The organism is Nitrobacter sp. NHB1, assembly GCF_036964665.1.
GTDB lineage: Bacteria > Pseudomonadota > Alphaproteobacteria > Rhizobiales > Xanthobacteraceae > Nitrobacter.
Window position 1 is genome coordinate 1,368,280 of record NZ_JBAMDA010000001.1, and the last position, 12,162, is coordinate 1,380,441.

9 protein-coding genes are annotated in these 12,162 nt (G+C 60.7%); 6 read left to right on the forward strand and 3 right to left on the reverse strand.

All coding sequences use genetic code 11. From position 1 onward, the window contains the following. Positions 1-313 precede the first annotated feature (313 nt). The 3 genes from moaA to V4R08_RS06495 all read left to right on the forward strand — a co-directional run bounded on the left by moaA (position 314) and on the right by V4R08_RS06495 (position 3,754). Positions 314-1,345 (forward strand): GTP 3',8-cyclase MoaA, encoded by a 1,032-nt coding sequence (moaA, locus tag V4R08_RS06485; RefSeq protein WP_335578591.1) that lies wholly within the window; start codon positions 314-316, stop codon positions 1,343-1,345. Positions 1,346-1,604: 259 nt separating this feature from the next. After that, complete coding sequence (locus V4R08_RS06490) at positions 1,605-2,144, forward strand: TRAP transporter small permease subunit (protein WP_335578592.1); 540 nt, start codon at positions 1,605-1,607, stop codon at positions 2,142-2,144. Continuing rightward, the gene (locus V4R08_RS06495; protein ID WP_335578593.1) at positions 2,141-3,754 is read left to right on the forward strand and encodes a TRAP transporter large permease; all 1,614 of its coding nucleotides are present in this window, start codon (positions 2,141-2,143) and stop codon (positions 3,752-3,754) included. The genes V4R08_RS06490 and V4R08_RS06495 overlap by 4 nt, the downstream gene beginning before the upstream one ends. A gap of 130 nt (positions 3,755-3,884) precedes the next feature. Here the strand turns inward: V4R08_RS06495 and V4R08_RS06500 are convergent, their stop codons facing one another. Both V4R08_RS06500 and V4R08_RS06505 read right to left on the reverse strand, forming a co-directional pair. Beyond that, a complete protein-coding gene (locus V4R08_RS06500; RefSeq protein ID WP_335578594.1) occupies positions 3,885-4,973 on the reverse strand; it encodes a TRAP transporter substrate-binding protein in 1,089 nt (362 codons plus the stop codon). 364 nt (positions 4,974-5,337) lie between these two features. Next, positions 5,338-6,468, reverse strand: coding sequence for an Mrp/NBP35 family ATP-binding protein (locus V4R08_RS06505; protein ID WP_335578595.1), 1,131 nt, complete (start codon positions 6,466-6,468; stop codon positions 5,338-5,340). A gap of 267 nt (positions 6,469-6,735) precedes the next feature. Between V4R08_RS06505 and V4R08_RS06510 the strand changes: the two genes are divergently transcribed. From V4R08_RS06510 to V4R08_RS06520, 3 genes are all read left to right on the forward strand, one after another. Then, positions 6,736-7,605 carry an NAD(P)-dependent oxidoreductase gene (locus V4R08_RS06510; RefSeq protein ID WP_335578596.1) on the forward strand — a complete coding sequence of 290 codons (870 nt, stop codon included), beginning with the start codon at positions 6,736-6,738 and terminating at the stop codon, positions 7,603-7,605. A gap of 180 nt (positions 7,606-7,785) precedes the next feature. After that, a complete protein-coding gene (locus V4R08_RS06515; RefSeq protein WP_335578597.1) occupies positions 7,786-9,390 on the forward strand; it encodes a sensor histidine kinase in 1,605 nt (534 codons plus the stop codon). A gap of 74 nt (positions 9,391-9,464) precedes the next feature. Continuing rightward, entirely contained in the window at positions 9,465-9,977 is a 513-nt protein-coding gene (locus V4R08_RS06520) for a TIGR02281 family clan AA aspartic protease (RefSeq protein ID WP_335578598.1), read from the forward strand. A 71-nt stretch (positions 9,978-10,048) separates the two neighbouring features. Here V4R08_RS06520 and malQ read toward each other — a convergent pair whose 3' ends face one another. Then, positions 10,049-11,995 (reverse strand): 4-alpha-glucanotransferase, encoded by a 1,947-nt coding sequence (gene malQ, locus V4R08_RS06525; RefSeq protein WP_335578599.1) that lies wholly within the window; start codon positions 11,993-11,995, stop codon positions 10,049-10,051. Between the last annotated feature and the right edge of the window lie 167 nt (positions 11,996-12,162).

Here is a 12,162-nt window from a genome sequence, read left to right on the forward strand (position 1 = left end):
CTTATGGAATTCAACTCGTGGTTTGACATCCCGTGCGACCACGACGGCCGACCCTAACCCGGTGGTCCGTGAACTGCAGCCGGTGACGCCGCCGAAACCGGTGCAGAAAAGGCCACGCAAACCGCGCGCACCCAAAGCGGCGGCGGCGTCGCCTTTCCCTAAACCAACCGCCGCTCCTGCGCCCGCCCCGGAGCATTAATTTCTTGCGCACCGCAGCAAACCGTAACCCGGCGCATTGCGCATTGTATGGCAGCTACAACGCGCCTACATTGCAGGACAGTACCACTTACGCCGTTGCGACAAGGCAAATTGAATGACCGGTTTTTCTACCCTCGCTGAGACTTCGGACTCCCGGAAAATGGTCGACCCGTATGGCCGGACCATCAGCTATTTGCGCGTGTCGGTCACGGATCGCTGCGATCTTCGCTGCTTCTATTGCATGTCCGAAGACATGACGTTTTTGCCGAAGGCGGACCTGCTCACGCTGGAAGAACTCGATCGCCTGTGCTCGGCATTCATCGCCAAGGGCGTGCGCAAGCTGCGGCTGACTGGCGGCGAACCACTGGTTCGTCGCAACGTGATGTCGCTGATACGCTCCTTGTCCCGCCACCTCGGGACCGGGGCGCTCAACGAACTGACGCTCACGACAAACGGATCGCAATTGGCCCGTTTCGCGGCCGAGCTGAAGGATTGCGGCGTGCGGCGGATCAACGTGTCGCTCGATACGCTCGACCCGGCCAGGTTTCACGAGATCACGCGCTGGGGCGATATCCAGAAGGTCATGGCCGGCATCGATGCCGCGCAAGCCGCGGGCCTCGCCGTCAAGATCAATGCGGTCGCACTCAAAAACCTGAACGACCACGAAATTCCATCCCTGATGGAGTGGGCGCACGGCCGAGGCATGGCACTGACCCTCATCGAGGTCATGCCGATGGGCGATATCGGCGCGTCCCGCGCCGACCAGTATCTGCCGCTGTCCATGTTGCGCGCGCGGCTCGCCGGCCAGTACACCCTCACCGACGTCGACGACAATACGGGCGGCCCCGCCCGCTACGTCAAGGTAAGCGAAACCGGTGGGAAGCTTGGCTTCATCACACCGATGACTCACAATTTCTGCGAATCCTGCAACCGCGTCCGCATCACCTGTACGGGCACCCTGCATACCTGCCTCGGCCATGAAGACGCCTCGGACCTGCGGCGGCCGCTCCGCGCATCGGCCGGCGACGAGTTGCTGTATGAGACGATCGATCGCGCCATCGGCCTCAAGCCGAAAGGCCACGACTTCATCATCGACCGTCACAACCGTCCGAGCGTAAGCCGGCACATGAGCGTAACCGGCGGCTAGGCGGCAGCGCCTGTTTTCGTGACGGCCCGACCGCTCGACAAACCCCCAGAATATTACCAAACGTCCGATTGACGGCGGCAACGTCGCGCTGGAATGGTGCGCTTTATCGTAGCGCGTCCCGAAGGCCCGCTGCATTCTGGGGATGCGGCGAGGCCCGCAGTGGCACCATGAGGGAGACGGTATCTGCGGCTTTTCGCGCGCGATGCAGGTTCGGGAGCCCGGCTTCCGCGATCGCGGTCGGTCGCCGCGAGGAGGTCTGATGCGTCCGTTACTGGCTCTCAGCGCGGCCATCGACCAGCTCAATGAAAAGGTCGGATATGTCTGCAATATCCTGGTGCTGCTCGCCGTTCTGGTGAGCGCCGGCAATGCGATGGTCCGATATGCCTTCGATTACAGCTCCAATGGCTGGCTCGAATTGCAGTGGTACATGTTCGCCGTCCTCGTGATGTTCGGAGCGTCGTACACCTTCAAACGCAACGAACATGTCCGCGTCGAGATCTTCTATATGTTCCTGTCCGAGCGCGGCAAGCTCTGGCTCGATCTCATAGGCACCCTTTTCCTTCTCATTCCGGCCTGCCTGTTGCTGAGCTATCTGTCGTGGCCGTTCTTCATGCAGTCCTACGCGGTCGGCGAAATATCCGGCAATGCCGGCGGTCTGGTCCGCTGGCCGATCAAACTTGTCATCCCGGTCGGATTCGTCATGCTCGCGCTTCAAGGCGTCTCGGAAGTGATCAAGCGCGTCGCGGCGCTACTAGGCGTTGTCACGATCGACGCCAGGTACGAGAGACCGACTCAATGATTACGCTCCAGATGATGCCGCCGATGATGTTCGGCGGCCTGGTTCTGGCGATGTTGATCGGCTTTCCGGTAGCCTTCACACTGGCTGCGGTCGGACTCTCATTTGGTTTCCTCGCCATCCATCTTGGCTTCTTCGACCTGAATTTCCTTCAGGCCATTCCGGGGCGCGTGTTCGGCAGCGTGCTGTCCAACGAATTGTTACTCGCGATTCCGTTTTTCACGTTCATGGGATCGGTGCTCGAACGCTGTGGCCTCGCGGAGGACATGCTCGACTCGATGGGCCAACTGTTCGGACCCATCCGCGGCGGTCTGGGATATTCGGTCATACTCGTCGGATTCATCCTCGGCGCCATCACCGGTACGGTCGCCGCTCAGGTGATCGCCATGGCGCTCATCTCGATGCCCGTGATGATGCGGTACGGCTACAACATTCGCTACATCACGGGCGTGCTGGCGGCATCCGGCACCATCACCCAGCTCGTTCCGCCCTCCCTGGTGCTGATCGTTCTCGCCGACCAGCTCGGAAAGTCGGTCGGCGACATGTATCTCGGTGCCTGGGGGCCTTCGCTGTTCCAGATCGTGCTGTTCGTCGGCTACACGTTCCTGCTCGGCCTCTTCAAACCCCATCATGTCCCCCCGGTGCCGAAGGAATTTCGCACGCTCACCGGCTGGCCGCTTTGGCGCAAGTGCCTGATGGGCATCATTCCCTCCGCCGTCCTGATCTTCGTCGTGCTCGGCACCATGATGATGGGGCTTGCGACGCCGACGGAAGCAGGTGCAATGGGCGCCGTGGGTGCTATCGTGCTGGCGGCCATTCACCACACGGATTTCAGCAGCACCGGCCGGAAATTCCTGATCGTCGGCGCGATCGCGGGCGGCATCGGCACGCTCGTCGGGATCTTCGTGCCCGAGGGACCGGTCTTCAAGATCGCGTTCGCCGTCACCTATCTCGCTGTCGTGTGGATCGGTCTGGAAGCCGTCCGCATTCCCGAGCTTCGCGACCTCATCAAACAGGCCTATCAATCGACAATGCGCCTCACCACCATGGTGACGTTCATCCTGATCGGCTCGACCTGTTTCTCCGTGGTGTTTCTCGGCGTATCCGGCGGCGAGTGGCTCGAACACCTGCTGACGTCGCTGCCGGGCGGCGCGTGGGGCTTTCTCGTCTTCATCAACGTCTTCATTTTCTTCCTGGCGTTCTTCCTCGATTTCTTCGAGATCGCCTTCATCATCCTGCCGATGATCGCGCCGGTGGCCCAGAAGCTTCTCGCTCCGATCGTCGGCGCGGACGCCGCCTTGATTTGGTTCGGCGTCATGATCTGCGTCAACATGCAGACCTCGTTCCTCCACCCTCCGTTCGGTTTCGCATTGTTCTACCTGCGCGGCGTCGCGCCGCGCGAGGTCAAGAGCTCCGACATCTACTGGGGCGCCATGCCCTGGATCGGATTGCAGGTCATCATGGTCGTTCTTGTCATCGCGTTCCCCGCGACGGTGACGAGCCTGCTCAGCAAACCGACGACTGTCGATCTCAACAAGATCAAGATCGAGGTCCCCGATATCGAGATGGCACCGCTCGATTTCGGTCCCGGGCCGAAACACGGCAATAACTGAATCATTAATGCGAGTCGGAAAGAGTTCTCCGAAGAGAACGATCGGCGACGAGCGGGAGTGACGGAACGACGTCCGGCTTTTTTTTGCGAAAGCCGGGCGCCCCGGCGCTGACAGTCTACGACTTGCGCGATCAGCCGCGCGTGCGCGATCGGATCATGAAAGTGTCGTAGGTATATTCAGCCACCTGCCACCACAGGTACTCGTCGGAGCGATAGGCCTGCATGGTCTCGATGGTCTTCTTGAAGCCGGGATTCGTCGCGGAAATCTCACCCCACAACTCATTCGTGGCTTTCAGGCAGGCATCAAGGATTTCGTTGCTGAACGGCCGTAGTTGCGTACCCCCTGCGACGAGCCGCTTGAGGGCGCCGGGATTCTGCATGTCATAGCGAGCCGTCATCCAGGTGTTGGCGTTGGCCGCGGCATTCATCAGGATCGCCTGATAGGTCTTGGGCAACGTATTCCACTTCTCAAGATTGCAAAAAGCGTGAACCGTCGGGCCGCCTTCCCAGAAGCCGGGATAGTAGTAGTACTTCGCGACTTTCTGGAAACCCAACTTTTCATCGTCGTATGGGCCGACCCACTCGGCCGCATCGATCGTGCCTTTTTCAAGCGAGGGGTAAATGTCACCGCCGGCAAGCTGCTGCGGTACGACACCGACCTTCTGGAGCACCTGCCCGGCAATACCGCCGATCCGCATCTTCAGGCCCGACAAGTCGGCGACCGTCTTGATCTCCTTGCGAAACCAGCCACCCATCTGCGTGCCGGTGTTGCCGCAGGGAAAAGCGATGACACCGAACTTCTTGAAGAACTCATTGGCGAGTTCATTCCCTCCGCCCTGATACAGCCAGGAATTCTGCTGACGCGTGTTGAGACCGAACGGGACAGACGCGAAGATCGCAAATGTCGGATCCTTTCCGACATAATAATAGGACACCGTGTGGCTCATCTCGACCGTATTGTTGGCCGTTGCATCGAACGCCTGCAATCCGGGGACAATCTCTCCGGCAGCAAAGAGCTGAATTTGAAATTTGTTGTCGGTCATTTCCGCAACTTGCTTTACGAAATAATCGGCGCCGCCATAGATCGTATCGAGCGACTTCGGAAAGCTCGACGTCATGCGCCATTTGATCTCGGGCGCCGATTGTGCAATTGCCGGCGAGGCTACGGCCGCGACAGCGGCGCCGGCTGCTGAAACCTTCAAAAAATCACGACGTTTCATACGGACTCTCCTTATGAGGATGTTTCTTTTGAATTCGAGCGAGCGGTCGCAGACGCGCGCGGCTTCAGCACAACCGGAGTCGACTCTAGAGTCTTTCTGCTTTTGACGGAATCAATAATCGTCATGCGCGGACTTGATCCGCGCACCCAATACTTTTTGACGAAAGATGGATTGCCGCATAGACAAGCGGAAGCGACGCCGTTCTTCGAACCGCTATGTCCGGCAATGACGTTGCAAAGCGGTTCTGTCAAAAACACGAAACGCCCTAGCGCGATCTCTAACAGAGAGTTCGGCCGTTGAAAACGCACGGCATGCCGTCCGATGGTCCATAAATCAAAATCGGAACGGCCTATGAAACGGGGCTCTATGCTGCGGCGGTCGCACCCTGGAGCCGGTCGCGGATACGTCCGGCAATGACGCGATAGATCGCCGTGTGCGGTCCGTCAGGTTCGCTCTCCACCACCGGATGACCCGAATCGGATGTCTCGCGAATCGACATGTGAAGCGGGATTTCGCCCAGAAACGGCACCCCCAGCCGTTCCGCCTCCTGTCGCGCGCCGCCGTGGCCAAAAATATCGCTTCGCGTCCCGCAATGCGGACACTGAAAGAAACTCATGTTTTCGACAATGCCGAGAACCGGCACATTGACTTTTCTGAACATCGCCAGCCCGCGCCGCGCGTCGATCAGCGATAAATCCTGCGGCGTCGAAACGATGACGGCGCCCTTGAGCGGCACGGTCTGAGCCAGCGTCAGTTGCGCATCGCCGGTCCCAGGCGGCATGTCCACGACCAGAACGTCGAGTTCGCCCCAGGCGACATCCCGCAGCATCTGCCTGATCGCGGACGTCACCATCGGACCGCGCCAGATCATTGCGCTTTCTTCCTCGACCAGAAAGCCGACCGACATGATCGCGAGGCCAAAACGCCCGATCGGGACCATCTTCTTGTCGTCGTTCAAATGCGGCTTTTCCCGAATACCGGTCAGTCTCGGTATCGAGGGCCCATAGATATCGGCATCGAGCAGACCGACGCGCAGGCCGTGATCGCGCAGGCCCAGCGCGAGATTGAGCGCGGTAGTCGATTTGCCGACGCCGCCCTTGCCGGATGCAACGGCAATGACAGCGGCAACTCCGGGAATATCCGCCTGTCGCGCCATCGGCGAACCTGCCGCCGGATTTTGCGGCGTGCGATGTGTCGACACAGGAGGAATCCCCTGCGCCGACCGTCGCGGCGGAGCGGCGCTGCCCGGCTTGCGTTCGGCGGTCAAGGCGACCATCGCAACCGACACTCCCGGGATCGCGCGGACGGCCACCTCTGCCTGGGCGCAAACGTCCTCCCATGCCCGGATCTCCGACGCCTCAACGTTGATGGAGAAAAACACCTTGTCGCCGTTGACAACGATCTCCGACAGAACGTCGGCGCCGGTCAGTGCCACACCGCGGGGAGAGAGGACGCCGGCCAGTCGATCGAGAACCTGTTGCGGTGTTACGTTCAAGTCGTCTCTCCGGGGGCGCACTTTGCTTCAAAACAGGCTCAACATGGCTACCCGCCTCACCCCGGTCAACGCCACGTCCCGCTGTTTCAGGATTTTCCGGTCTTTGCCGCTGGAGTCTCAAGGATTATGCTGGGCGGCCGCACAGTTGGCGAGATTTTTTTTGCAACCTGCTGATCGCAGCATCCCCATCCCGCTCTGATCCGCAAAAGAGCCGTTCAGCAGGCTCAGCCGCGATGATGGCGAAAACCCAGTGAACAAGGTTCGGACATGGCTAAAGTCGCATTTCTCGGTCTCGGCGTCATGGGATTCCCCATGGCAGGACATCTCGTCGCAAAGGGCGGCCACGAGGTGACCGTGTTCAATCGAACGCCGGCCAAGGCCAAGGCATGGGCTGAGACATTCGGCGGGAAAACAGCGCCGACGCCGGAAGCGGCTGCCGCAGGTCAGGATTTCGTGATGGCGTGCGTCGGCAACGACGACGACTTGCGCGCGATCACGATCGGCGCCGGCGGCGCCTTTGCCGGAATGAAGCGTGGCGCAATTTTTGTCGATCATACGACCGCCTCCGCTCAGGTCGCGCGCGAACTCGATGCCGAGGCGACCAGGCGCGGCTTCGGCTTTGTCGACGCCCCGGTCTCGGGGGGACAGGCCGGCGCCGAAAACGGCGTTCTCACCGTGATGTGCGGCGGAACGGAGAATGCTTACGCCGGTGCCGAACCGATCATCGCAGCCTATGCCAGGATGTGCAAACGGCTTGGCCCGGCCGGCGCGGGTCAGTTGACCAAAATGGTCAATCAGATCTGCATTGCCGGCCTCGTGGAGGGGCTGTCCGAGGGCATCCACTTTGCCAAGAAGGCGGGACTCGACGTCAATTCGGTGGTCGAAGTGATCTCGAAGGGCGCTGCCCAATCGTGGCAGATGGAAAACCGCTACAAGACGATGAGCGAAGGCAAGTTCGATCTCGGCTTCGCCGTCGAATGGATGCGCAAGGACCTTTCGATCTGCATCGCTGAGGCCCGCCGCAACGGCGCCAGCCTTCCGGTCACAAGCCTGGTGGATGCCTTTTACGCGGAAGTCGAGACAATGGGTGGCCACCGCTGGGACACGTCCAGTCTTCTGGCGCGGCTCGAGCGTTAAGGGCTACTGGATTCACGATGGCCGCGGCCCGGGTCGATTGCCGCCAAATGTCGTATTCGCAGGGGAATTAACCTCCAGTTAACCGGAATATCCTGCTCTTTAAGGTAGCCCTTAATGATTTAGCGCCAGAATTAGGCGAGTAAAGGCTCGCGCGGCCGCGTGCAGGATTTGTGTTTGTTGATGAGTACCCCCGCCGATAAACCTGAAGTCGTCCAGCTTCCGGTCGCCCCCGCGATTGTGCCGTCCGCACGCCATCGCCGCGCCGCCACGCAGCGGGTCCGCGAGGCGCGGGACCGGTTGACCTCGACAAGCGGAACCCGCCCGGCATTCGATCACGAACTGCTCCGGCAGTACGCGCAAACACGGCTGTCGGCGTCGTTCGTCGTGATGCTGCTTGTGGTCGCGACCGGCGTGCTGTTCGGCTTCTGGATGGAGCCTGCGTCGGCGGCCGTATGGACGTTCGGGATGCTCTGCATCCACGCCGTAACCATCTACAATTGCAACAATTACCTCAAGAAGCCATCGTCCTTCAACAGTTCGCGCAAATGGCGCGCGCGTTTCATCCTGCTCGATCTTTTGTACGGCCTGTGCTGGACGATGATTCTGATTCATCCAGCCGGTACAGACCCGGTCACCAATACCCTGATGATGTTTCTGATGCTGCTGGTCGTAGCGGTATCGAGCATGCTCGCCGCCAGTCTGCCTATTGCCGCCATTGCCGCGACCGCCCCGGTGACCTCGGCGATCGCACTGAAGTTTGCGATCGGCGGCACCTTCAACAACTACATTCTCGCCGTTCTCGCTTTGGCCGCAGAGGGTTACTTCGCGTTGCTTGCGCATCGCCTGCATTCCACGACGCTGGCGACACTCGAAGCACGCGCGGAAAAGGACGCTCTGATCGGTGAACTGGAGCAGGCCAAGGCCATTTCGGATGAAGCGCGACATCGCGCGGAATCGGCCAACGTCGCAAAATCACGATTTCTCGCGCAAATGAGCCACGAACTGCGGACGCCGCTGAACGCCATTCTCGGATTCTCCGAAGTGATGAAGAGCGAAATTTTCGGCGAGCACGCGGTCGCGGTCTACAAGAGCTATTCGGCCGACATTCATAATTCCGGCGTTCACCTGCTGAATCTGATCAACGAGATCCTCGACCTGTCGCGGATCGAGGCCGGCCGTTACGAACTCAACGAAGAAGCAGTGTCTCTCGTCCATGTCGTCGCGGACTGTCACCACCTGCTGAAGCTGCGAGCCTCCAGCCGCGGCATCACCATTCATGAGGTGTTCGAACAAGGTATGCCGCGCATCTGGGGCGACGAGCGCGCCACGCGCCAGATCGTTCTCAATCTGTTGTCGAATTCGATCAAGTTCACGCCACAGGGCGGGGAGATCTGGCTGAAGGCGGGATGGACCGCTTCAGGCGGGCAATACCTCAGCGTCAAGGACAGCGGCTCCGGGATCGCGGAAGACGAAATCCCGATCGTGCTGGCGTCGTTCGGACAAGGGACGAATTCGATCAAGTCCGCAGAGCAAGGCGCAGGTCTCGGATTGCCGATCGCCAAGAGCCTGATCGACATGCACGGCGGTACGTTCACCCTGCGGTCCAAGCTCCGTATCGGCACCGAAGTCATCGTCACCTTTCCGCCGGAGCGCGTGATGTCCGCTCTCGCGCCGATGGCGGAGGAAGCTCCGCCGCTTCAACCCGCACAAACGGCCGATCCGGCAGCGGATGCGAGACACCGCTTGCGGAACAAGCCGATCATGAATGCCGGCACGGGCCTTTAGAGCATGATCCCGAAAAGTGGAAACCAGCTTTCGGATAAGATCATGCGCGTAGCCGAAAACATGGCAGGTGCGTTGTGATCCGTATCCTGCTCGTGATCGGAATGCTGGCGGCGACGGCGGGAGCCGTGGTCGCCTATGGCGATCCCGCGCGAATATCGGCTGCGGGAAACCTGGTCTCCACCATGCTGCGCGAGGCCGGCGCGGGGCCGCCACGCAGCGTCCAGATTCCCCGCGCCCAGGGTGGCGATTTCAGTCTGCACGCAAAGATCAACGGTGTGAAAACATCGATGATCATCGACACCGGCGCAACCTCCGTCGTCCTCACCTACGAGACCGCGAAAGCGGCGGGGTTGCCGCTGGAATTGCTGAATTACGACGTCGATGTCGAGACGGCCGGCGGGCATGCGCGCGCGGCGCGGCTGACGCTTGACCGGCTTGCGGTCGGCAAGCTCGTCGAGCGATCCGTGCCCGCGCTGGTGGTTCCGCGCGGCCAGATGAAAACCAACCTGCTGGGGATGAGTTTTCTCAATCGGCTCGAAAGCTGGGAAGTCCGTCCAGATCGATTGATGCTGAACGGCTATCCCTGAAAAGTTCTCGAATCACATTGTGACGGCGCGGAGCGGTGGCCTGCGCGCCTCATTGCGAACAGCGTGGCGCTTCAGCGGTCGCGGAGTGCGTGCCGAAGTGCGTCGAGATCGATGCGAAGGCCGAGATCGTTCAGCTCGACCGGAAGCCGCCGCCGCCAGTTCGGGTGCTCGGTCACCGTGCCTGGAATGTTCGGTTGATCCTTCAATCCAATCAGATCGTCGAGCGCGACCGCGAGAATGCGCGACGGCGTACGCGCGAGAAATTCGACGACCCCGAAAAAATTCCTCAGTGCGATATGTTCTTCGCCCATCTTCCATTCGAACGCAAGGAGCGTATCCGCCCGCACCGCGTCCGTCTCGCCGGGATCGAGACCAAGCTCTCGCTTGACCCTGAGATCGGAATGCGATTGCCAGCCTGCAAACGACGCGAGGTCATGCGTGTTGAAAGTGACAAGGGCATTTGCGGCATAACTCGACGGCCCGATAAAAGCGCCGTCATGGCCGCGCTCAAACATCATCACCTTGTAGGACCACACGCCCCAATCCGCGAGAGTGTCACGAAAGCCGTCCGGCACCGTTCCCAGATCCTCCCCGATCGTGATGCAGCGCTGACTGACGCTCTCCTGCGCGATGACGCCGAGCAGCGCCTCCAACGGCATCTCCACATACACGCCATCCCGCGGCGACGCACCGGACGGTATCAGATAGAGTCGGTTGAGGCCGAGGACGTGATCCAGCCGTATGGCTCCCGCAAAACGCATCGAGGCGCGCAGCATCTCCCGAAACGGTGCGAAGTCGCTCGCCTCGAGTCCAGCAGCATTGAACCCCGCCAGTCCCCAGTTCTGCCCGGCCGTGTTGAGTTGATCGGGCGGCGCACCAACCGAAAGCCCGCGCGAGATGGCATTCTGCTCGTTCCAGGCGTCGAACCCGCCGGGCTGAACGCCGACGGCGACATCGATATAAAGGCCGACCGCCATTCCGCGTTCAACGGCGAGGTCGGCGCATGACTGCAACTGGGCCGCCGCGCACCATTGCACGAACTCCACGAATTCAACCTCTGCACGCCGCGGACCGTTTCGAAAGGCTTGGATTCGCGTACCGTCTGGGCGGCGCCACTCTTCCGGCCATTGCCACCACGGCAGCGAGCCGAATTGCCGCCGCAGCACCTCGAAGCAGGCAAAGCGTTGCAGCAATTCGCCGCGGTCGTGCCTGAACGCCTCGAATTCGACTCGAGCGGTCGTATTTGCGGTGCTAAAGGTCTCGAACGCGTGCCGGAGCGCGGCGAATTTCAATTCCGCGACGGCCGCGTAGTCGATCAGTTCGCCGTGGCGGGCCTGATCGAGTTGCTCGCGATGCTGCGCCAGCCACGCGCGCGGAAGGTTCGGCAACCGCTCAGGGTCGATGTAAAGCGGATTGAGGAACAGCCGGCTGTTCGGTGCATAGGGGCTGCATTCGAGGGGGCGATCATCGAACAGCGCATGAAGCGGATTGAGTCCGATTCCCGCGCATCCCCATTCGGCGGCCAATTCGATCAGCGCGGCGAGGTCCGTGAAATCGCCAATTCCCCAGTTGCGCGACGATGACAGCCCATACAGTTGAACCGACAGCACCCAGACCCGATCGAACGAACCTTGATAGGCCACCGCGGGCGTCACCAGCAAGGGAACTGCATCGAACGTATCGCCGCTACCAATCTCAAGCTCCAGCCGATAGGCGCCGATTGCCATCGATTGCGGTAGTTCGATTGTCGCCCCGGCCACGCGTCCTCGCGCGACCACCGCATTACGTTCAACGATCCGCCAACCGATTCCGTTCGCTGCGGCGTCCACCGGCACGCGACACGCGCCGGAGCCGATTACAATTACAACGGGTTGCTTCAGATAGAGACGTTGCGAAAGAGACGGCAAACCATCGAGAATGGCGCTCAGCCGCTCGCCGTTCACCACATGGCGGTGGCCCTGCCCGTCCACAAATTCCAGATCGATGCCAAGGTCGCGCGCTTTTGAATAAACATCCATCCCCACGCCTCAAACCCCGGCACGCCTGTCCGTGAATTCGTCCGGACACGAGTCTCGTACAAAGAGAGGCAACGCCATAACAAGATCGCGGTTCCATCGGGAACTTTGCAGCGACGGGAGGGTTAAATAGACGGGTCCTTCATTCACAAGTGGGTTGGCGGCGCGTG

Excerpts from the sequence above, each read along its gene's own strand:
- moaA (WP_335578591.1), top strand. The coding sequence starts at position 314 with ATGACCGGTTTTTCTACCCTCGCTGAGACTTCGGACTCCCGGAAAATG.
- V4R08_RS06490 (WP_335578592.1), top strand. The coding sequence starts at position 1,605 with ATGCGTCCGTTACTGGCTCTCAGCGCGGCCATCGACCAGCTCAATGAA.
- V4R08_RS06495 (WP_335578593.1), top strand. The coding sequence starts at position 2,141 with ATGATTACGCTCCAGATGATGCCGCCGATGATGTTCGGCGGCCTGGTT.
- V4R08_RS06500 (WP_335578594.1), bottom strand. The coding sequence starts at position 4,973 with ATGAAACGTCGTGATTTTTTGAAGGTTTCAGCAGCCGGCGCCGCTGTC.
- V4R08_RS06510 (WP_335578596.1), top strand. The coding sequence starts at position 6,736 with ATGGCTAAAGTCGCATTTCTCGGTCTCGGCGTCATGGGATTCCCCATG.
- V4R08_RS06515 (WP_335578597.1), top strand. The coding sequence starts at position 7,786 with ATGAGTACCCCCGCCGATAAACCTGAAGTCGTCCAGCTTCCGGTCGCC.
- malQ (WP_335578599.1), bottom strand. The coding sequence starts at position 11,995 with ATGGATGTTTATTCAAAAGCGCGCGACCTTGGCATCGATCTGGAATTT.